The sequence below is a fragment of the Mycobacterium sp. IS-1590 genome, assembly GCF_001500025.1.
In the GTDB taxonomy this organism is placed as follows: domain Bacteria; phylum Actinomycetota; class Actinomycetes; order Mycobacteriales; family Mycobacteriaceae; genus Mycobacterium.
Window position 1 is genome coordinate 129,739 of record NZ_LQIW01000034.1, and the last position, 20,888, is coordinate 150,626.

General features: G+C 68.6%; 20 protein-coding genes and 1 pseudogene. 14 read left to right on the forward strand and 7 right to left on the reverse strand.

From position 1 onward, the window contains the following. Window positions 1-95 precede the first annotated feature (95 nt). The gene (gene ctaE, locus AU197_RS18245) at window positions 96-707 is read right to left on the reverse strand and encodes an aa3-type cytochrome oxidase subunit III (protein ID WP_156434469.1); all 612 of its coding nucleotides are present in this window, start codon (window positions 705-707) and stop codon (window positions 96-98) included. Window positions 708-774: 67 nt separating this feature from the next. Between ctaE and trpD the strand changes: the two genes are divergently transcribed. Further along, window positions 775-1,842, forward strand: coding sequence for an anthranilate phosphoribosyltransferase (gene trpD, locus AU197_RS26090; protein WP_231745021.1), 1,068 nt, complete (start codon window positions 775-777; stop codon window positions 1,840-1,842). Here trpD and AU197_RS18260 read toward each other — a convergent pair. Then, window positions 1,780-3,567, reverse strand: a pseudogene (locus tag AU197_RS18260) (DEDD exonuclease domain-containing protein); the annotation flags it as partial. The gene trpD and the pseudogene AU197_RS18260 overlap by 63 nt on opposite strands. 111 nt (window positions 3,568-3,678) lie before the next feature. Between AU197_RS18260 and AU197_RS18265 the strand changes: the two are divergent. The 4 genes from AU197_RS18265 (at window position 3,679) to AU197_RS18280 (ending at window position 7,115) form a co-directional block, all read left to right on the forward strand. Further along, window positions 3,679-3,882 carry a hypothetical protein gene (locus AU197_RS18265; RefSeq protein ID WP_064349930.1) on the forward strand — a complete coding sequence of 68 codons (204 nt, stop codon included), beginning with the start codon at window positions 3,679-3,681 and terminating at the stop codon, window positions 3,880-3,882. A gap of 153 nt (window positions 3,883-4,035) precedes the next feature. Next, entirely contained in the window at window positions 4,036-5,157 is a 1,122-nt protein-coding gene (gene ripC, locus AU197_RS18270) for a peptidoglycan hydrolase RipC (RefSeq protein ID WP_064404095.1), read from the forward strand. Further along, window positions 5,126-5,977: a hypothetical protein gene (locus AU197_RS18275; RefSeq protein WP_064404096.1), complete on the forward strand. Its 852-nt coding sequence runs from the start codon at window positions 5,126-5,128 to the stop codon at window positions 5,975-5,977. Before ripC ends, AU197_RS18275 begins: the two co-directional genes overlap by 32 nt. Before the next feature lies 1 nt (window position 5,978). Then, entirely contained in the window at window positions 5,979-7,115 is a 1,137-nt protein-coding gene (locus AU197_RS18280) for a glycosyltransferase family 4 protein (protein WP_064404097.1), read from the forward strand. Here AU197_RS18280 and AU197_RS18285 read toward each other — a convergent pair. Beyond that, window positions 7,103-8,902, reverse strand: coding sequence for an AMP-dependent synthetase/ligase (locus tag AU197_RS18285; protein WP_064404098.1), 1,800 nt, complete (start codon window positions 8,900-8,902; stop codon window positions 7,103-7,105). The genes AU197_RS18280 and AU197_RS18285 overlap by 13 nt on opposite strands. Before the next feature lie 92 nt (window positions 8,903-8,994). Here AU197_RS18285 and AU197_RS18290 point away from each other — a divergent pair, with 92 nt between their 5' ends. The 5 genes from AU197_RS18290 (at window position 8,995) to AU197_RS18310 (ending at window position 12,318) form a co-directional block, all read left to right on the forward strand. After that, window positions 8,995-9,384, forward strand: coding sequence for a hypothetical protein (locus AU197_RS18290; RefSeq protein ID WP_064404099.1), 390 nt, complete (start codon window positions 8,995-8,997; stop codon window positions 9,382-9,384). A gap of 40 nt (window positions 9,385-9,424) precedes the next feature. After that, window positions 9,425-9,862 carry an SRPBCC family protein gene (locus AU197_RS18295; protein WP_064404101.1) on the forward strand — a complete coding sequence of 146 codons (438 nt, stop codon included), beginning with the start codon at window positions 9,425-9,427 and terminating at the stop codon, window positions 9,860-9,862. A 1-nt stretch (window position 9,863) separates the two neighbouring features. Continuing rightward, window positions 9,864-11,123: an ArsA family ATPase gene (locus AU197_RS18300; protein WP_064404103.1), complete on the forward strand. Its 1,260-nt coding sequence runs from the start codon at window positions 9,864-9,866 to the stop codon at window positions 11,121-11,123. Next, complete coding sequence (locus AU197_RS18305) at window positions 11,120-11,509, forward strand: hypothetical protein (RefSeq protein WP_064404495.1); 390 nt, start codon at window positions 11,120-11,122, stop codon at window positions 11,507-11,509. Before AU197_RS18300 ends, AU197_RS18305 begins: the two co-directional genes overlap by 4 nt. An 83-nt stretch (window positions 11,510-11,592) precedes the next feature. After that, the gene (locus tag AU197_RS18310) at window positions 11,593-12,318 is read left to right on the forward strand and encodes a lysophospholipid acyltransferase family protein (RefSeq protein WP_064404105.1); all 726 of its coding nucleotides are present in this window, start codon (window positions 11,593-11,595) and stop codon (window positions 12,316-12,318) included. Window positions 12,319-12,324: 6 nt separating this feature from the next. Here AU197_RS18310 and AU197_RS18315 read toward each other — a convergent pair whose 3' ends face one another. Then, window positions 12,325-13,608: a glycosyltransferase family 87 protein gene (locus tag AU197_RS18315; protein ID WP_064404106.1), complete on the reverse strand. Its 1,284-nt coding sequence runs from the start codon at window positions 13,606-13,608 to the stop codon at window positions 12,325-12,327. A 111-nt stretch (window positions 13,609-13,719) separates the two neighbouring features. On the opposite strand from AU197_RS18315, the gene AU197_RS18320 reads away from it, so the two are divergent. The 3 genes from AU197_RS18320 to AU197_RS18330 are packed head-to-tail and all read left to right on the forward strand — an operon-like array spanning window position 13,720 to window position 16,535. Next, window positions 13,720-14,619 carry a hypothetical protein gene (locus AU197_RS18320; protein WP_064404108.1) on the forward strand — a complete coding sequence of 300 codons (900 nt, stop codon included), beginning with the start codon at window positions 13,720-13,722 and terminating at the stop codon, window positions 14,617-14,619. Beyond that, complete coding sequence (locus AU197_RS18325; protein ID WP_064404111.1) at window positions 14,619-15,116, forward strand: polyadenylate-specific 3'-exoribonuclease AS; 498 nt, start codon at window positions 14,619-14,621, stop codon at window positions 15,114-15,116. Before AU197_RS18320 ends, AU197_RS18325 begins: the two co-directional genes overlap by 1 nt. A gap of 33 nt (window positions 15,117-15,149) precedes the next feature. Continuing rightward, complete coding sequence (locus AU197_RS18330) at window positions 15,150-16,535, forward strand: class II 3-deoxy-7-phosphoheptulonate synthase (protein WP_064404113.1); 1,386 nt, start codon at window positions 15,150-15,152, stop codon at window positions 16,533-16,535. Window positions 16,536-16,546: 11 nt separating this feature from the next. Here the strand turns inward: AU197_RS18330 and AU197_RS18335 are convergent, their stop codons facing one another. Continuing rightward, a complete protein-coding gene (locus AU197_RS18335; protein ID WP_064404115.1) occupies window positions 16,547-17,737 on the reverse strand; it encodes a protein kinase domain-containing protein in 1,191 nt (396 codons plus the stop codon). A 67-nt stretch (window positions 17,738-17,804) separates the two neighbouring features. Here AU197_RS18335 and AU197_RS18340 point away from each other — a divergent pair, with 67 nt between their 5' ends. After that, window positions 17,805-18,209 (forward strand): Rv2175c family DNA-binding protein, encoded by a 405-nt coding sequence (locus AU197_RS18340; protein WP_064404496.1) that lies wholly within the window; start codon window positions 17,805-17,807, stop codon window positions 18,207-18,209. Here AU197_RS18340 and AU197_RS18345 read toward each other — a convergent pair. Both AU197_RS18345 and idsA2 read right to left on the reverse strand, forming a co-directional pair. After that, the gene (locus AU197_RS18345; protein WP_064404117.1) at window positions 18,130-19,713 is read right to left on the reverse strand and encodes an alpha-(1->6)-mannopyranosyltransferase A; all 1,584 of its coding nucleotides are present in this window, start codon (window positions 19,711-19,713) and stop codon (window positions 18,130-18,132) included. The two genes, AU197_RS18340 and AU197_RS18345, sit on opposite strands and share 80 nt — an antisense overlap. Window positions 19,714-19,715: 2 nt before the next feature. Beyond that, window positions 19,716-20,804, reverse strand: coding sequence for a bifunctional (2E,6E)-farnesyl/geranyl diphosphate synthase (gene idsA2, locus AU197_RS18350; protein ID WP_064404119.1), 1,089 nt, complete (start codon window positions 20,802-20,804; stop codon window positions 19,716-19,718). Window positions 20,805-20,888: the final 84 nt, after the last annotated feature.

Below are 20,888 nucleotides of genomic sequence, written 5' to 3' on the forward strand. Positions count from 1 at the left end.
CAACGGACACATCGGCGAGTCGATCATCGGAGACATCGACGAGTCGATCATCGGAGACATCGACGAGTCGATCATCGGACACATCGGCAGGCCGATCATCGGACGAAGTAAATGACGGCGAACAAAGCGATCCAGACGATGTCGACGAAGTGCCAGTAGTACGACACCACGATCGCCGCCGTGGCCTGCGCCGGAGTGAACTTACTCATCCGGGTGCGGGCCAGCAGGATGACGAACGCGACAAGGCCGCCGATCACGTGCAATCCGTGGAAACCCGTGGCCAGGTAGAACACTGAGCCGTAGGCGCTGCTGGAGATGGTGGTGCCGTGCTTGACCAGTTCGATGTACTCGTAGCCCTGGCCGAGGACGAAGAACAGCCCCATCGCGAAGGTGAGCGTGTACCAGCGGCGCAGCCCGAAGACGTCGCCGCGTTCGGCGGCGAACACACCCATCTGGCAGGTGAACGACGAGGCGATCAGCACCAGGGTGACCGGCACGGCCTGCATGAGGTTCAGCTCGGTCGGTGGCGGCGGCCATTCGCCTGCCGCCTGCGAACGCGCGGTGAAGTACATCGCGAACAGTCCAGCAAAGAACATCAGCTCGCTGGACAGCCAGACGATGGTGCCGACACTGACCATGTTCGGCCGGTTCAGCGAATGTACTCGCGACGTGATTGCGGTTCCGGAGGTACCTACAGCGCTCGTCACAGGAGCAAGTATGACGCTTTGTAGTTGTCGATCTCCACCCGGGTCGGCGTTTCGTCATAATCGCGTGGTGGCTTCTGCGAAAAATCCCGATTCCCTGACCTGGCCCCGGATCCTCGGTCGTCTCACCACCGCTCAGTCGCTGGAGAACGGCCAGGCGGCGTGGGCGATGGACCAGATCATGACCGGCGCGGCCACGCCTGCCCAGATCGCGAGCTTCGGGGTGTCGATGCGGATGAAGCGCCCGACGTCGGCGGAGGTCACCGAACTGGCCGACACCATGCTCAAACACGCGCGCCGCGTCCCCACCGACGTGATCGGCACGGCGACGGTCGACGTCGTGGGTACCGGCGGGGACGGCGCCAACACCCAGAACCTGTCGACGATGGCGGCCATCGTCGTCGCGGCCGCCGGCGTGCCGGTGATCAAGCACGGAAACCGCGCCGCGTCGTCGCTGTCCGGCGGCGCCGACACGCTCGAGGCGCTCGGGGTGCGCATCGACCTGGGGCCCGAGGAAGTCGCGCGCAGCGTCACCGAGGTCGGCATCGGGTTCGCGTTCGCGCCGCACTTCCATCCTTCGTACCGGCACGCCGGCGTGGTGCGCCGCGAGATCGGGGTGCCGACGGTGTTCAACCTGCTCGGTCCGCTCACCAATCCGGCCTCGCCGCGGGCGGGACTGGTCGGCTGTGCCTGGGAGGATCTGGCCGAGGTGATGGCCGGCGTGTTCGCCGCCCGGGGCTCCAGCGTGCTGGTGGTTCACGGTGACGACGGTCTGGACGAGCTCACCACCACCACGACCAGCACGATCTGGCGGGTACAGGCGGGCACGGTCGAGCGGCTGAAGTTCGACCCGGCCGCGTTCGGGTTCGCCCGCGCCGAGATCTCCGAACTGGTCGGCGGCGACGCCGAGGCCAACGCGGCGTCGGTGCGCGCGGTGTTCGGCGGTGCACCCGGTGCGGTGCGCGACGCGGTGATCCTCAACGCCGCAGGCGCTTTGGTGGCGCACGCGGGACTAGCCAGCGACGCCAAATGGTTGCCGGCCTGGGAGAGCGGGCTGGCCAAGGCGGCCGAGGCCATCGATTCCGGGGCGGCCGAACAACTCCTCGCGCGTTGGGTGCGGTTCACTCAAAAAGCCTGAGCGCGTTGTCCTCTCGACCTGATCCGCGGCGCGCCGCGCCGAGCGCGCCGCCGCGGCCCACGCCGCCCACCGGCCCGCCGCATGCACCGGCGAGCAGTAGCCGTCCTCGGTGCGCACGATGCGTACCCCCGGTTGGTGCAGCCACCGCGCGATCAGTGCCGTCTCCTCGACCAGCGCGCCGCCCAACGGGGCCGCCGACGGCAGAACCGCTTGTGCGCCGGCACTGATCGCCTCCACCACCGGCATCGGGGGCACACCGCGCGGCGCGTTTCCCGCCGCGGCCAGTTGGCCGTTGCGGATCACCGCCAGGTGCCAACCACCGCTGCCGTCGGGGCGTGCCGCCACCAACTCGGTGACGGCGACCAGAGCCCGCAGTCGCTGGCCTCGCCACAACCCGTCGATCGCGGCGGCGGCGTGGTCGCGTAGGCGCGCCGCGGTCTCGTAGCGGCCGCGGTCGGCGAGGTCGGCGACCGCGGCAAGCACCGCTGTGAGCGCCCGGCCGTCGCGGCCTGCCATCAGATCGGCCGCTTGCGCGACCGTCTCCGCGTACTGGTCGGTGCCCGCGTCGCGGGGCGCCGGACACGGAGACAACTCCCGTTCGGGGCAGGCCGGGCCGTGCACCGCGCTGCGCCCCAGCTTCTTGGTGCACGTCCGCACCCCGGTGAAGCGGGCCAGCAGGGCCGCGGTGTCGACGGCGTCGGCGCGAGCGCGAAACGGGCCGATCACCGCATCGTGTTTGGGGGCGCGCACGATCGAGAAACGGGGAAAAGCCTCGTCCGTCAGCGTGATCCACCACCATCGGTGCGGGAACTTCGACCGGCGGTTGTAGGGCGGGGCGTGCGCGGCCAGCAGGCGTAGCTCGCGCACGCCCGCCTCGAGCTCGTGCGCACATTCGATGTGGTCGACCGCCGTGGCCAGCGAGGCCATCTCCTTGATGCGGGTGCGCGAATCGGAGCCGTTGAAGTACTGCCCGACGCGTCGCCGGAGGTTGACGGCCGTGCCGACGTAGAGGACCTCGGCGCCTGGGCCACGGAACAGGTAGACGCCGGGGGAGGGCGGCAGAGCAGCGGCGAGGTGGCGGTTGCGCCGCTGCGCCGGGGTGACGTCGGGCAGGTAGGACCGCAACTCCGTGTAGGTGTGCACGCCCTGGTTGCCGACGCGCTCGATCAGCCCGTGCAGGACGTCGACGGTGGCGCGGGCGTCATCGAGTGCGCGGTGCGTCGGGGTGGTGCTCGCGCCGAACAAGCGGGCCAGCGCCGAGAGGCGCACGCTGGGGGCCTCGTCGCGGGTGAGGACTCGGCGCGCCAGTTTGACCGTGCACAGCACCGGCGGCCGTGGCCAGGCGATCTGAGCGCGTTCGGCGGCGGCCCGCAGAAACCCGATGTCGAAGCCCGCGTTGTGCGCCACCAGCACGGCCCCGCGCGAGAACTCCAGGAACGCCGGCAGCACCGACTCGATGCGCGGCGCGTTGCACACCATCGCGGTGGTGATCCCGGTGAGCGCCACGATCTGCGGCGGGATGCTGCGGCCCGGGTCCACGAGCGTGGCCAGTTCGCCGAGCACGACGCCACCGCGCACCTTGACCGCACCGATCTCGGTGATCTGGTCGTGATTGTCGCCGCTGGCGCGGCCTCCGGTGGTCTCGAGGTCGACGACGACGAACGTGGTGTCGTGCAACGAGACGTCAGCCTGCCGATCGACGTCGGCGAAGCTGAGCTGGCTCACGGGTCGACGGTAGAAAACCCCACCGACACCTGCGGGTTGCCACGCGGGGCGAAAAGACTTGTCGGTACCTCCCGATAGCGTGCGGACCGCACCGACCGAGAGGAGCCATTCGTGGGCACGGTGAAGATCGACTGCGACGACTGCGCGGTCCGCGGACCGGGCTGTCAGGACTGCGTCGTCAGTGTTCTGCTGGGCGTACCCGACACCCTGCTGGACGACGAACGTCGAGCGCTGGAGGTGCTTGCCGATGTCGGCCTGGCGCCGCGGCTGCGGCTGGTACCCATCCGCCGGGAAGGCAGTTCAGGTGTCGCCTGATGACACGCGGCGTGGCGGGCGACGAAACGAAATATGAGCTGCCTGTTAAATTTGCGTCTTCTGTTGGACAACCCCGATGCCGTTTCGTAACCTGTCTGAGACCTAAGGGCTATTCGACACGGCATCGTTCCGGAAGTTGAAGGACGCAAAATCTTGAGGCTCGACCGCACGCGCGTGATCATTCGTGGGTTCCTTCGCCCCTTCGTCAGCGCGATAGTCGGTATCACGTTTTTCGCAAGCCTCTTCGCGGTCAGTGTGCAGGCCGATCCAGCCGATGATGCGCTGGCGAAGCTCAACGAACTGTCGCGACAGGCCGAGCAGACCACCGAGGCGATGCACTCGGCGCAGCTCGATCTGGACAACAAGCTGGCCATCCAGCGGGACGCGGAGGCCAAGCACGCCGCCGATGCGGCAGCGGCGAACGCGGCCCGCGAACAGTTGGCAAACTTCCAGACCGCCGTCAACCGGGTTGCCGCGGCCCAATACATGGGCGGCAGAACCGATGGACTCGACGCGATCCTGACCGCCGGCTCGCCGCAGGGCCTCATCGATCAGTTGTCGGTGCAACGTGTGATGGCCGCCGAGATGTCGGCGCAGATGAAGAGCTACCGCGAGATCGGCAGGCAGGCCGCCCTGGCCGAAGAGGCCTCCGCGAAGTCGGCCGCCGAGGCGAAGACGGCCGCCGAGCAGGCCGCCGCCGTCCGGGCCGATCTCCAGTCCAAGCAGAGCACGCTGCAGGTGCAGATCGCGGTCGTGAAGTCGCAGTACGAGGCGTTGACACCGCACCAGCGCGAGGCGCTCGCCGCCATTCCGCCCATGCCTCCGGTGCCCGCGCCCGCGCCGGTGCCCCCCGGCGGTGACCCCGCGGTCCTGGCCGCGCCGCCGGCGCCCGGCGCCATCCCGCCGGGAGACGTCGCGGCCCCGGGAAGCGGACACTCCGCCACCGTGATCCAGGCCGCGTTGAGCCGTATCGGCTCGCCGTACTCGTGGGGCGGATCCGGACCGAGCGCATTCGACTGCTCGGGGCTGGTGATGTGGGCGTTCCAACAGGCCGGCATCTCGCTGCCGCACTCCAGCCAGGCGCTGGCCCGCGGCGGTCAGCCGGTCTCGCAGGATCAGATGCAGCCCGGTGACGTCGTCAACTACTACTCCGACGCGTCGCACTCGGCCATCTACATCGGTGACGGAATGATGGTGCACGCCTCGACCTACGGCACGCCGGTGCGAGTCGCCCCGGTGGACAATGCGCCGATCTACAACGTCCGCCGTTACTGATCGCCGGGGTGTCGCGCACGCGAGGAGCAGGTCCCGGCTCGCGGCGCTCCTCATCGCCGAACTCATCTTCGCGCTGCTGATCGTCGGCCGCTCCGAGGCCCCGTCCGGGCCGGTGGTCGCCACGCCTGCCACTCCGGCGTCGCTGACCACGCCGACCGCGGATTCACGCGTCCGCACGCTCACCGATGGTCGCGCGGTCGGGATGGTTAACCTCGGCGGACCGCGCACCGAGCCGTTGCTGTCCCGGATCGAGGCCGAGATGGACGGCGCCGCCGCGGCGGTCACCGGGTTCTGGGGGCGACAGTGGCCGCCCGAGATCGTCATCGCAGTCGCGGGCACCGACGCGCAGTTCGCGGCGATCGGCGGCGGTGACGCCGAGACCGCGGCCACCACCACCGCCGAGCGGATCACGTTCGCCCCCGGTGCCGCCGAGCTGAGCGACGCCGCCCTGCGAATCGTGTTGCGCCACGAGCTGTTTCACTACGCGGCCCGCGCCCGAACCGCATCCGACGCACCCCGTTGGCTCACCGAGGGCGTGGCCGACTTCGTGGCCAGACCGGTGGCACCGAGACCGGACCCCTCGCTTCTCAGCCTGCCCGGTGACGCCGAACTGTCCGGGCCGGACCGTTCGCTTGCCTACGACCGGGCCTGGTGGTTCAGCAGGTTCGTCGCCGACCGCTTCGGCGCGGCCACGCTGCTCGGGCTGTACCACCGCGCCTGCGCACCCGGTCACCCCGACGTCGCGACGGCGGTGCGCGACACCCTGGGGATGGACCTCGGTGCGGTGCTCACCGAGTGGCGGCAGTGGGCGAGTCGCTGACGTGACACGGGTTCTGTTGGTCACCAACGACTTTCCGCCGCGGCGCGGTGGCATCCAGTCGTATCTGCAGGCGTTGGTCGACCACCTCCAGGTCGAGGGGCGGCACACGCTGACGGTGTACGCGCCGAAGTGGAAGGGCGCCGACGAGTTCGACCGCGACGCGCCGTACCGGGTCGTGCGGCACCCGACCACCCTCATGCTGCCCGAGCCGTCGGTCAGCGGCCGGATGCGGCGCCTCATCGAGCAGACCGCCGCCGAGACGGTCTGGTTCGGTGCGGCGGCCCCGCTGGCGCTGATGGCGCCGTTGGCCCGCGGCGCGGGCGCACGCCGGGTGATCGCCAGCACGCACGGTCACGAGGTCGGCTGGTCGATGCTGCCCCTGGCTCGAAACGCCCTGCGGCGCATCGGATCCGGTACCGATACGGTCACCTACGTCAGCCAGTACACCCGGCGCCGGTTCGCCTCGGCGTTCGGGCCGGGTGCCGCGCTCGAACACCTGCCGCCGGGCGTCGACACCGACCGGTTCGCGCCCGACGAAGTCGCGCGAGCCGAGTTACGGGCCCGCTACCGGCTGGGTGACCGTCCCGTCGTCGTCTGCCTGTCGCGCCTGGTTCCGCGCAAAGGGCAGGACATGCTGATCCGGGCGATGCCCGCCATCAGACAACGCGTGCCCGATGCGGCGCTGGTGATTGTCGGCGGCGGGCCCTACCGGTCGACCCTGCACAAGCTGGCGCACAGCTTCGGGGTGGCCGACAACGTCGTCTTCACCGACGCCGTTCCCGGCGACGAGTTGCCCGCCCACCACGCCATGGCCGACGTGTTCGCGATGCCCTGCCGGACCCGCGGCGCCGGACTGGACGTCGAAGGTCTCGGCATCGTCTACCTGGAGGCGTCCGCGACGGGGGTCCCGGTCGTGGCGGGCCGGTCGGGCGGTGCGCCGGAGACCGTGCGCGACGGGGAGACCGGCGTGGTGGTCGACGGTTGGGATATCGGCGCGATCGCGGCGGCCGTCAGCGACCTGCTGGCCGATCCCGACCGTGCAGTGCGGATGGGGGCGGCGGGTCGGCGTTGGGTGGTCGACAACTGGCAGTGGCACACTCAGGCGAAGCGACTGTCGAACCTGCTCTATCCCGAGTAGAGCGCCTCGATATCGCTGGCGAACTTCTGCGCCACCACCTTGCGCTTGACCTTCATCGTCGGGGTCAACTCGCCGGTGTCTTCGGTGAAGTCCACCGCCAGGATGCGGAACTTGCGGATCCCCTCGGCTTTGGACACCGCCTGGTTGGCGTCCTTGACCGCGTTGTCGATCTCCGCGACCAGATCTGGGTCGGTGGCCAGGTCTTCCAACGACGCGCTCGCGGTCTTGTTGTTGCGGTCCTTCCAACCCTCGATGGCCTCGGGGTCGAGGGTGATCAACGCGCCGATGAAGGGTTTGGCGTCGCCGACCGCCATCGCCTGGCTGATCAGTGGGTGTGCGCGCAACCGGTCCTCGAGGATCGCCGGGGCGACGTTCTTACCGCCCGCGGTGACGATGATCTCCTTCTTGCGCCCGATGATGGTCAAGAAGCCGTCGTCGTCGATCGCGCCGAGGTCACCGGTGTGGAACCAGCCGTCGGAGAAGACGGCCTTGGTCTCCTCCTCGTTCTTCCAGTAGCCGTTGAACACCACGCCGCCTCTGACCAGCAACTCGTCATCGTCGTTGATGCGCATGCTGTTGCCTGGCAACGGCGTTCCGACCGAACCGACCTTGAGGTTGTCGATTCGGTTGACGGTGATCGCGGCGCTGGTCTCGGTCAGGCCGTAGCCCTCGTAGATCGTCAGCCCCACGCCGCGGTAGAAGTGGCCGAGCCGTGCGCCCAGCGGAGCGCCACCGGAGATGGCGGCCCGACAGTCACCGCCCAGCGCCGCCCGTAGTTTGCCGTAGACCAGGCGGTCGAACACTACGTGTTTGGCGCGCAGCAGCAGGCCGGGCTTGCCGGTGTCCAGCGACTTGCTCCACGCGATCGCGGTGTCGGCGGCCATCTCGAAGATTCGGCCCTTGCCGTCGCTGCGGGCGTTCTGCTCGGCGGTGTTGTAGACCTTTTCGAACACCCGCGGCACCGATACCACCAGGGTCGGCTTGAACACCGCGAACGTCGGCACCAGGTTCTTGATGTCGCTGGTGAAGCCCAAGGTCACCTTGTTGGCGAGGGCCGCGAGCGTGATCGCCCTGGCCAGCACGTGCGCGAGCGGCAAAAACACCAGCATGCGCTCGCCCTTGGTCAGCAGCGACGGGAAGCACTCCTTGGAGCCGCGGATCTCGTAGACCAGGTTGGAGTGGGTCAGCTGGCAGCCTTTCGGCTGACCGGTGGTGCCCGAGGTGTAGATCAGCGTCGCGGGGTCGGCGGCCCTGAGCCCGGCCAACCGCTCGTCGAGTTGTCTGGCGTCGACCGTCTTTCCCGCCTCGGCGAGTTCGTCGAACGCCGACCTGCCCGCGCTTTCGATGCGCAGCACTTCCCGCAGCCCGGGCAGTTCCTCCTCGAGGTGCTCGATCCTGTCGGCGTGCGCGTCGGTCTCGACGATCAGCACAACGGCTTCGGAGTTCGAGAGCACGAACTTCACCTGTTCGGGCGAACTTGTCTCGTAGATCGGCACGGTGAGTGCACCGGTGGCCAGGATCGCGAAGTCCAGGATGGGCCATTCGTAGCGGGTGGCCGACAGCAGCGCCACGCGGTCACCGGGTTGCACGCCTTTGGCGATCAAACCGAGCGCGACGGCGCGAATCTGGTCGGCGGCCTGCTTACACGTCACGTCGGTCCACGAACCGTCGACGAGGCGCTGGAAGATCACATGGTCGGGATCGTCGCGCTCATGGTCGAACACGGCGCGCACGACATTGTCGTGCTCTTCCACCGTGAAGGACGCGGGCACACTGAACTCACGCACGGTCTTGACCTCTCGATACGGCTGCTGTTGCCGTATCCACCCTAGTCGGCCGGGGTCCGGACGAGCAGGCTCGTATGTGAAGCTGGTATGCCATGAACAGCATTCAGATCGCGGACGACACGTTCGTCGCGGCGGACCCCGCCGAGGTCGGCCGGTACGTCGCCGATTCTGCGAGCTGGCGTCGCTGGTGGCCGGACCTGCGCCTGACGGTGGTGGAGGACCGAGGCGACAAGGGGCACCGGTGGACCGTCACCGGGGCGCTCGTCGGGACCATGGAAATCTGGCTGGAGCCGGTTCTCGACGGTGTCGTGCTGCACTATTTTCTGCACGCCGAGCCGGCGGGGGTGGCGGCGTGGCAGCTGGCCAAGATGAATCTGGCGAAGATGAACCACCGGCGGCGGGTCGCGGGTAAGAACATGGCATTCGAGGTGAAGCAGCGGCTGGAGGCCACGCGCCCGGTGGGTGTTTCACCGTTGGCCTGAGGCCTCGGCCGTCGACAACAGGGGAGGGTAGATTTTCAACGTGGCGGACAAGACGGCGCAGACCATCTACATCGATGCCGATCCCTCGACGGTCATGGACGTCATCGCGGACATCGGGTCCTATCCGGACTGGGTGGCCGAGTACAAGGAGACCGAGGTGCTCGAGGCCGACGCCGACGGCTATCCCAAGACCGCACGGCTCGTGCTGGACGCCGCTGTCCTCAAGGACACCATGGTGTTGTCCTACAATTGGCCGCCTGACCGCAAGTCGGTGACGTGGTCGCTGGTGTCCAGCTCGCTGCTGAGGTCGTTGGAAGGCGCATATCGCCTGTCGCCCAAGGGATCAGGAACCGACGTCACCTATGAGCTGTCGGTCGACCTGATCATTCCGATGATCGGGCTGCTGAAGCGAAAAGCCGAACGGCGCCTCACGGACACCGCGTTGAAGGACCTCAAGAAACGAGTCGAGGCTGAGTGAGCTGAAGCCCCCCGGCCCGCCTGTCGCCAAGATCGATCTGTTCGTCGGTAAGGGCGGGGTCGGCAAGTCGACGTTGGCGACCGCCACCGCCGTGCGTGACGCGCGCGCGGGGCTGCGGGTGCTGATCGTCTCGACCGATCAGGCGCACTCCATCGGCGACGTGCTCGGGGTGACCGTGACGCCGACCGGTGTGCGCAAGCCGACCCGGGTGCTCACCGACGACGCCGACGCCGGTGGTGGATCACTGGACGCGCTGGCGTTGGACACGCTGGCGCTTCTCGAGGCACGGTGGCGCGACATCGCGGGCCTGTTGTCCGACAGGTTCCCGGAGTCTGAGCTGGGAAGTGTTGCCCCCGAGGAGCTTTCGGCGTTACCGGGTGTTCAGGAAGTGCTCGGCCTCTACGAGGTCGGCGAATTGGCGGCCTCCGGAAACTGGGATCGGATCGTGGTGGACTGCGCGTCGACCGCCGACGCGCTGCGCATGCTCACCCTGCCGGCGACGTTCGGACTGTACCTGGAGCGGGCGTGGCCGCGGCATCGGCGGCTGTCCACCGGCTTCGACGACCCGCAGTCGGCGGCCGTCGTCGCACTGTTCGAACGCATCAGCGCGGGCACCGAATCGCTCAGCGCGATGCTCACCGACGGCTCCAAGGTCAGCGCCCATCTGGTGATGACCGCCGAGCGGGTGGTGGCCGCGGAGGCCGCCCGCACGCTGGGCTCGTTGGCGCTGATGGGCGTCGAGGTGGCCGAGCTGATCGTCAACCAGATACTGGTGCAAGACGATTCGTTCGAATATCGCAACCTGCCCGAACATCCCGCCTTCGACTGGTACACCGAGCGGATATCCGAGCAGCGGGCCGTCCTCGACCAGCTCGACGCGACCATCGGCGATGTCCAGCTCGTCCTGGTTCCGCATCTGGCCGGCGAGCCGATAGGCGCGAAGGCGCTCGGTGAACTACTGGACAGCGCACGGCGCCGCGACGGGTCGCCCCCACCGGGGCCGCTGCGCCCGATCGTCGACCGCGAGTCGGGCTCCGGCCTCGAATCGGTGTACCGGTTGCGGCTAGAGTTGCCGCAGGTCGACTCCTCGGCGTTAACGCTGGGCCGGGTCGACGACGATCTGATAGTCGGCGCCGGCGGATTGCGGCGCCGGGTCCGATTGGCGTCCGTGTTGCGACGATGCGTCGTCGTGGACGCACAACTGCGAGGGTGTGAGTTGACCGTGCGGTTCCGACCGAATCCGGAGGTGTGGCCGAAGTGACGACGCCACACGGCGATCTCGGACCGGAATTGCGGGCACTCGCGCAGGCCATTCTCGACAGGCTCGACCCGGCGGTGCGTCTGGTCGCGGCCCGTGCGACGGCCGGGGCCTCGGGCAAGTGCCAGCAGGTCTGGTGCCCGGTGTGTGCGATCGCGGCCCTGGCGGCGGGTGAACAGCATCCGTTGCTCACCGTCGTCGCCGAGCACAGCGTCGCCCTGCTGGCCGTGGTCCGGGCGATTCTGGACCAGGCAGGAGATGGCCAGACGGGGCCCGATGTGCCGCCGGACGGCCCGCCCGGCCCGCCCGGCGACCCAGGCCCGAACGGCTCGGCTCCACCGCCCACGCCCGGGCGATATCAGCACATTCCCGTGACTGTCGAGGAGTAGTCTTGCGCGCTGTGGTCGCATCCACAGTGCGTGGGTAAAGTTGTCGCAGAACACCGGCCGGTGTTCGATCACCGGGAGGGCCCATGTGGTATTGGCTGTTCAAGTACATCTTCATGGGGCCCCTGCTGTCGTTGCTGGGACGGCCGAAAGTCGAAGGGCTGGACCATGTTCCGTCGTCCGGCGCGGCGATTCTGGCCAGTAATCACCTTGCGGTCGCAGACAGCTTCTACCTGCCGCTCGTGGTGACCCGCAGGATCACATTCCTGGCCAAGGCCGAGTACTTCACCGGGACCGGACTGAAGGGTTGGTTCACCCGGTGGTTCTACACCGTCGCCGGTCAGGTGCCGATTGACCGCACAGACGCCGACAGCGCGCAGAGCGCGTTGAACACCGCGGCGCGGATCCTCGGCGAGGGCAAGCTGCTCGGGATGTACCCCGAGGGCACCCGCTCACCGGACGGCCGGCTCTACAAGGGCAAGACCGGCCTGGCCCGGCTGGCGCTGGAGACCGGTATGCCGGTCATTCCCGTCGCGATGATCGGAACCGACGTCGTCAACCCGCCCGGCAGCAAGATGTGGCGGTTCGGTCGGGTCCAGGTGAAGTTCGGCGCGCCGATGGACTTCAGCCGGTTCGAGGGGCTGGCGGGCAACCGTTTCATCGAGCGCGCCGTCATCGACGAGGTGATGTATGAGCTGATGCGGCTGTCCGGTCAGGAGTACGTCGACCTCTACGCCGCCGACATCAAGGAGGGCAGGGCCGACGACACGACAAAGCCGTCGGCCCGCATGCCGGAGGTAGCCGCCGGCTGAGCCCGCCTAGTTGACCGCAGGTACCGGCGCCGCGTCGACGACCGGCCTGCTGCGTATCGCGGAATTGATCGGACCCGCGACGGTGCCGGCCACCACGATCACCGCGATCGCCCACCACACATAGGACCCGCCGGCCAGCTGACGCCACAGCGATGCGGCGGTCTCCTGATGCTCGGGCATCAGCGTGATCGGCGTCCACACCATCAAGGCGAATCCCGCGGCCGCCACCAGGCCCAGCGCCGCATGCCGCTTGCGGTAGGCCACCAGCGCCGTGACCAGCAGCGTGGGCAGCGACCACACCCAGTGGTGCGACCAGGACACCGGCGACACCACCAACCCGAACATCGCCACGCAGATCAGTGCCAGCACCGGTTCATCGGCTCTGAGCAGGCGTCGCACCGCCCACACGGTGATCGCCAGCATCGCGAAGCACGCCGCGGTCCACAACATGAACCGCGGTCCTTCGCTCAGCCCCAGCCGAGCCAGCGCTCCCGCGATGTTCTGGTTGGTGTTCAGGGTTGCCGTCCCGATGCGATCGGTGTTGCGCACGGTTTCGGTCCAGTACTCCAGGGAGTCGCGCCAGGCGAACGCCACCCCGACCAGGGTGGCGATGACGGCGGAGAGCGCGGTGACGATCAGCGCGCGAACGTCGCGGCGCAGCAGGAAATACAGCAGGAAGACCGCCGGAGTGAGCTTCAGGGCGATCGCCAGCCCCAGGAGCATGCCCCGCGGCCATGGTGTCTGCCGCGGCACGCAGTCGGCGATCACCAGCGTCATCAGCACGACGTTGATCTGGCCGAAGTCGAAGTTCGACCGGATGGGCTCCAGATAGACCACCGCCGGGGCGACGATCGCCGCGGCCAGCCACGCCTGCCGTAACCACGCGGGTTCGGCCGTCACCGAGGTCTGGGACCAGACATCGCAGCGATGCAGCACGATCGTCACCGCGACGATGAGCAGCACCAGGGTGGTCACCGTGATCGCGACGCTGGCCGCCTCCAGCGACAGCAGCGCGAACGGCGAGAACACCACGGCGGCCAGCGGGGGATAGGTGAACGGCAGATCGAGGCCGCCTCGGGTGTGGAACATCGCTCCGTCGGCGTAGAGCGGGCGACCGTCCAGCCAGGCCTGCCCGCCCATCCGGTACACGTCCACGTCGATGCGGTAGGGCACCCGGCCGAGCACACGCCAGCCGGCCCAGGCCAACCCCGCCAGGGTCAGCAGCTGAAACAGCCGCCAGGCGAGCGTTGGCCCCCAACCAGCCCCGCCGGGCGACCGCCACGTACTCATGTCGCTGACCAGACTATCGGGGCACCCCGGCGCGTCGGCCGGTATCCCGGGCACGACACGCGCTGGTCATTCTGCTCCTCGCGTGCGCGGCGGTCGGCGTAAGTTTTCTGGGTGCTCGCGGACCTACACCTCATATTCGGCGTCCCACATGCGCGGGTGCCGCTCGTGTACTGCCTGATCGCGTTCATCCTGACGTTCTTCGTCACCCGCACGATCGTGCGGTACATCCGCAGGCATGCCGACAGCGACGCGCCGCGCAAGTGGTGGCAGCCGCGCAACATCTCTGTTTCCAAGGCACAGGGCGCTGGGCTGCACATCCACCACGTGGTGATCGGCGTGGTCCTGGTCATGATCTCCGGTGTGACGATGGTGACGTTGGGTGTCGACGGGGGAGTACCCGAATTCACGGCGGCGGCAATCTTTTTCGGAATCGGTGCAGCGCTGGTCCTGGACGAGTTCGCGCTGATCCTGCATCTGCAGGACGTGTACTGGGCCGAGGACGGGAGAACCTCGGTCGATGCGGTCTTCGCCGCCGTCGCCGTCGCGGGGCTGCTGATCCTGGGCTTCAACCCGCTGTCGTTCTTCGACATCGACATCTGGCGCAACGATCACTCGCTGATCGCGCGGGCCGGCGTGGTCGTGGCCGCCGTGCTGACGCTGTTGCTGGCCGTCATCGTGCTGCTCAAAGGCAAGGTGTGGACCGGGCTCGTAGGGATGTTCGTGACCCCGCTGCTGTTCGTCGGGGCGATCCGGTTGTCGAGGCCGCACGCGCCGTGGGCGCGGTGGCGCTACACCAACCGCCCGCGCAAGATGCACCGGGCGCTGGAGCGCGAGCGCTGGCTGCGGCGACCGGTGGTGCAGGCCAAGCTGTGGCTGCAGGACGCGATCGCGGGTATGCCCAAGTTTCCCGACGACGCGTTGGTCGACGAGCAGCTCGACCGCGAGATTCACGCCGCGCCCGCCCCCAAGGATCGGTCAGTTTCGGCCGAGCCCGAGAAGGAGCACGCGTAGTGCGCTACTTCTACGACACCGAATTCATCGACAACGGGCGCACCATCGACCTGATCTCGATCGGCGTCGTCGCCGAGGATGGTCGCGAATATTATGCGGTGTCAACCGAATTCAACCCCGAGCGGGCAGGCAGCTGGGTCCGTAAACACGTGTTGCCCAAGCTCCCACCGCCGTCGTCGCAGCTGTGGCGCTCGCGCAGGCAGATCCGCGCGGAGCTGGAGGACTTCTTCGGGGTCGACGGAGACGAGCCGATCGAGCTGTGGGCTTGGGTGGGCGCCTACGACCATGTCGTGTTGTGCCAGCTGTGGGGTCCGATGACCGATCTTCCACCGGCGATACCGCGCTTCACCCGAGAGCTGCGCCAGTTCTGGGAGGAGCGCGGTTCGCCGCGCATGCCGCCGCGCCCGCGGGACGCCCACGACGCGTTGGTCGACGCTCGCCACAATTTGCGGCGCTTCCAGCTGATGACCACCGGTGAAGCGCCGGGCCAGCGGTGAAAAGCACATGTCGCGGGCCGTTACCATGAACGGGTGAACTGGACCGTCGACGTACCCATCGAACAGCTGCCCTCGTTGCCGCCGCTGCCCGATGAGCTGCGGCAGCGGCTCGACGCCGCGCTCGCCAAGCCCGCGGTGCAGCAGCCGACCTGGGATGTCGAGGCGGCGAAGAACATGCGCACCGTGCTCGAGAGCGTGCCTCCGGTGACGGTGCCCGCCGAGGTGGAACGGCTCAAGAGCCAGCTGGCCGCCGTTGCCAGCGGCGAGGCGTTCCTGCTTCAGGGCGGCGACTGTGCCGAGACCTTCGTCAACAACACCGAGCCCCACATCCGGGCCAACCTGCGCGCGTTGCTGCAGATGGCCGTGGTGTTGACCTACGGCGCCAGCGTGCCGGTGGTCAAGGTGGCCCGCATCGCAGGCCAGTACGCCAAACCGCGTTCGGCCGACATCGACGCGCTGGGCCTGCGGTCCTACCGCGGCGACATGATCAACGGTTTCGCGCCCGACGCCGCGGTCCGTGAGCATGACCCGTCGCGGCTGGTCCGCGCGTACGCCAACGCGAGCGCCGCGATGAACCTGGTGCGTGCCCTGACCGGTTCGGGCCTCGCGTCGCTGCACCTGGTGCACGACTGGAACCGCGAGTTCGTCCGCACGTCGCCCGCCGGTGCCCGGTACGAGGCGCTGGCCGGTGAGATCGACCGCGCGCTGACGTTCATGAGCGCGTGCGGGGTCGACAACCGCAACCTGGAGACCGCCGAGATCTACGCCAGCCACGAGGCGCTGGTGCTCGACTACGAGCGCGCGATGCTGCGGCTGTCGGAGACCGATCAGGGCTCGAAGCTCTACGACCTGTCCGCGCACTACGTGTGGATCGGCGAGCGCACCCGTCAGCTCGACGGCGCACACATCGCGTTCGCGGAGGTGATCGCGAACCCGATCGGGGTCAAGCTCGGCCCGACCATGACACCGGAGCTCGCCGTCGAGTACGTCGAACGCCTCGACCCGAACAACGAGCCGGGCCGGCTCACGCTGGTCACCCGCATGGGTAACAACAAGGTGCGGGACCTGCTGCCGCCGATCATCGAGAAGGTGCAGGCCACCGGCCATCAGGTGATCTGGCAGTGCGATCCCATGCACGGCAACACCCACGAGTCCTCGACCGGCTACAAGACCCGCCACTTCGACCGCATCGTCGACGAGGTCCAGGGCTACTTCGAGGTGCACAGGGCGCTGGGCACCCATCCCGGGGGCATCCACGTCGAGATCACCGGTGAGAACGTCACCGAATGTCTCGGTGGGGCGCAGGACATCTCGGACGCCGACCTCGCCGGGCGCTACGAGACGGCGTGCGATCCGCGCTTGAACACCCAGCAGAGCCTGGAGCTCGCGTTCCTGGTCGCCGAGATGCTGCGCGATTAGTCGGAGTCCGACTAGATCAGGTTGGTCAGGTTGCTGCCGGCCGTCCACGCGGCCGCCGCGATCAGCGCCGTCAGCGTGATCACGGCGACCACCCAGGCGAGCAGTGCGCGCCTGGAGCGCTGCCGCGCCCAGTGGAATTCCTCGAGCTCGATTCCGGCGAACCGTCCCGACACCGGCTGGTACTCGGGTTCGGGGGCTTGCCAGTCGTCGCGCGGTAGCGTCCGGGTCGCCTGGCGTGACGCGGGTGGGGCCGCAGGCGCGGGCGGCGGAGGATGCAGGGGCGCCGAGGCGTGCTGGGCGGAGTTGCGCGGCGCGGGGACCCGGAACGGTGGCAAGCCGAGTTCGTCGACGATCGCGTCCAGGTCGTCACCCATCTCCCGGGCATCGGCGTAGCGCCGAGCCGGATCGCGTGCGGTGGCGCGCAACACCAGGTCGTCGAACTGTGCGGGAACGCCCGCGATCACCGAGCTCGGTGCCGGGACGTCGTTGTCCATGCGCTGATACGCCACGGCCAGCGCCGAGTCGCCCGCGAACGGAGTGCGACCGGTCAGCAGTTCGTAGGTCAGGATGCCCGCCGAGTAGACGTCGCTGCGGGTGTCGGCGTCGCCGGTGCTGACCTGTTCGGGGGACAGATACGCCGCGGTGCCCAGAATGACGCTGGTCGACGTGATCTTCGCTTCGGCCACGGCCCGCACCAAACCGAAGTCGGCGATCTTGACGTCGCCATCGTCGGAGATCAGCACGTTCTCGGGTTTGACGTCGCGGTGCACCAGGCCTGCGCGGTGCGCCGCGGCCAGCCCGCCGAGGACCGGGCCCAGTACCGCGGCGGCGGCATGTGGAGGCATCGGCCCGCGTTCGCGCAGCAGTTCGCGCAGCGTGCCGCCCTCGACGAGTTCCATCACCAGGAAGGGGGGCGGGCCGCCCATGCGGCCGCCGCCCTGGTCGTACACCGCGACCAGGCCGGGATCGGTCAGTCGCGCGACCGCGCGTGCCTCGCGTTGGAAGCGGGTCAGGAACTGCGAGTCACCCGCATACCGGCTGTCCATCACCTTCAGCGCGACCGGGCGATCCAGCCGCAGATCGAGTCCGCGGTACACAGCGGACATGCCTCCGGTCGCGATCATCACGTCGACGCGGTACCGACCGTCGAGCACGGTTCCCGGCAGCGGGTCCGTCCGCGGGTAGGCCTCCACCGCAGACATGTTACGGAGCGCGACACCGCCTGCTTTGCCGCTACGGCCGACGGTTACCGGATTTAGACTCGGTGTGGTGAGCAGCATTCCGGCCTCCGAGGATGTCCTCGATCCCGCCGAGGACGTCTACGACCTACCCACCGTCGCCGAGATGCTCGGCGTCGCGGTGACGAAAGTGCAGCAACAGTTGCGCGACGGCCATCTGATCGGCGTCCGGCGCGGCGGCGCGGTCGTGGTTCCGAAGGTGTTCTTCGACGACACCGGCCACGTCGTGAAGAGCCTGCCCGGACTACTCGTCGTGCTGCGCGACGGGGGCTACCACGACACCGAGATCGTGCGCTGGCTGTTCACACCCGACGCCTCCCTGACCATCAGGCGCGACGGCACGACCGACGATCTCGCTAACGCTCGGCCGGTTGATGCTCTTCACTCGCATCAGGCCCGTGAGGTGGTGCGCCGGGCGCAGGCGATGGCTTATTGACCGCTCGCGGCGCGTTCTTCAGCGAGTACCACGCCACCGCGGCGCACGCCACCGACAGCAGCACGTGTGGCCACGAGTACATCCCGTGTGCCCCATCGGGTTTCCAGATCACGGTGATCCACGTCGACAGGCCCGCGATGATCGCGATCGACCGCCGGCTCTGAGCCAGCGCGGCCACCACGGCCAACGGCCAGGTGTAGTACCAGGGCAGCGCCGCGGGCACGAGGAGCACCACGATCACCATCACCACCGCGATACCGGTCAGCGCCTCGCGGTCGGTGTGCCGAAACCGCCACCACACGAACGGAAGTGACAGCGCGATGAGCGCGATGCCGATAATCCTGGCGACGTCGAGCACCGCGTAGAAGTTCACCGGCAGGAACAGGCCGCCGACGGCGTTGATGACGTTGGCCGCCGCGGTGGGCAGGGTCAGCCAGTTGATGATCTTCACCGAGCCCGCCAAGGCGGTGAGCCAACCCAGTCCGACACCGGCGGCCAACGACAGCACCGCGAACACCGCGGTGAAGATCAGCGCCGAGGCCGTTGTCGCCACCACGAACGCCTTGACCGCCGAGAAGTCGCGCCTGTTTCGCAGGTCGCGCGCCCACACCCAGACCATGAACGGAAGTGCCAGTCCCGCGGTCGCTTTCACCGCAACCGCGGCGGCGATCAGGCCCCCGCCCCAGAGGTGGCGTCCGGAGAATGTCAGGGCGATGCCGGCCATCATCAGGCCGACCATCAGCATCTCGTTGTGCACTCCGCCCATCAGATGGATGATCACCAGCGGGTTGAGCACGCAGATCCACAGCGCGGTCGCGCCGTCGGCGCCGATGTGCCTGGCCACCCGCGGCGCGGCCCAGATCAGCAACGCCAAGCCGGGAAGCATGCACAACCGCAACAACATCGTGCCCGCGACGACGTCGTTGCCGACCAGCATCGTCACGAACTTGGCGATCAGGATGAAACCCGGCCCGTACGGCGCAGTCGTGGTGGTCCAGATGGGACTGACGTTGTCCAGCAACGAGTTCGGGTTGTCGACGGGTCCGACCGCGTACGGGTCGAGGCCGTCTCGCAGCAGTGCCCCCTGCGCGAGGTAAGAGTAGGTGTCGCGGCTGAACAGCGGGACGCTCAGCAGCAGCGGCGCCAGCCAGAAGCCGGTGGTGGCCACCATCGTGTACTCGGTCGCGGTGCGGTCGACCACCCGGCGGCCCAGCCACAGCCACGCCGCCAGCATCAGTGCGACACCGCCCCACAACAGGATCGACGACAGCACCAGCCCGTGTCCGAACCGCAGCCACGACAGGTGCAGCGACTCCAGCAGCGGGTCGTGCAGTCGCGTGCTGCCCGCACCCAACCCTCCCGCGGTGATCAGGACGGCGCCGACGAAGCCCAGCCGGGCGGGTTGGGCCTGCGGCGATGTCGCGAACGAGGCCAACCGCGAAACATGCTGAGTCAAGCCGGCTTTCGACGGCCGTGTCGATGAGGTCGAGGGGGAGGTCGTCATCGTTATGCGGTTCGGTTCGCGGCCAATCGAGCGAGCTCGGACAACCCCGCTTTGGCATGGGCGTCGATGGCGGCGGAATCGAGGGCGCCCAGCGCGCGGCGGGTGAGGTCGGAGATGCGGTTCTCCACCGCGGCCAGCGCGCCGACGGACTCGATCACCGTGCACAGTTCCTTGACCTGGGCATCGGACAGCGTCGACCCGATGGAGGTGCGTAGCAGTTTCGCCGCCGCGGGGTCGGTCTCCTCCGCCAGCTCGACCGCCTCGGCCAGCAACACGGTGCGCTTGCCTGCCCGCAGGTCGTCACCGGACGGCTTGCCCGTGACCGCGGGATCCCCGAACACCCCGAGCACGTCGTCGCGCAGCTGAAACGCCACGCCGAGGTCGGTGCCGAACTCTCCGAAGGCGGCCTGGACGTCGGGCCGGTCGGCGGCCGCGGCGGCGCCGAGCTGCAGCGGCCGGGTGATCGTGTACGAGGCGGTCTTGTAGATGTTGACCGTCAGCGCCGAGGCCACCGAGTCGGCTCCACTGGCCTCGGCGACGATGTCGAGGTACTGCCCGCCGAGCACCTCGGTGCGGATCGCGCTCCACACGCGGCGGACCCGCACGGCCGCGTCGGCGGGCAGGTCGGCCGTGGCGACGACGTCGTCGGCCCAGACCAGCGCCAGGTCACCGAGCAGGATCGCCGCCGACATGCCGAACTGCTCGGCCGAGCCGCGCCAGCCGTGTGTGCGGTGGCGCTCGGTGAACAACCGGTGCACCGTCGGCAGCCCGCGGCGGGTCGCCGAGGCGTCGATGACGTCGTCGTGGACGAGGGCGCAGGCGTGCAGCAGTTCGAGCGCCGAACACAGCCGCAGCACATCCGGGTCGAGGGGATTCTCGGGCCGGTCGGCGACCGCCCGCCAGCCCCAGTAGGCGAATGCGGGCCGCAACCGCTTGCCGCCGCGCAGCACGAATTCCTCCAGTGCGGCGGTCATTTCGGCGTAGTCGTCGCCCATGTAGGCGCATTCGCTGCGACGCTCCTGCAGATAATCCCGCAGCTGGTCGGTGACGGCGCCGGCCAGCTCGACGGCTGACGGTGCCGTGGCATGCACGCTCAGCGGGCGCCCCTTTCTCTGTGCGACGACCCTGCCCCGAACGCCTTCAGCGTAGAGCCTGCGTGTGTGGTCCGAGCAAGT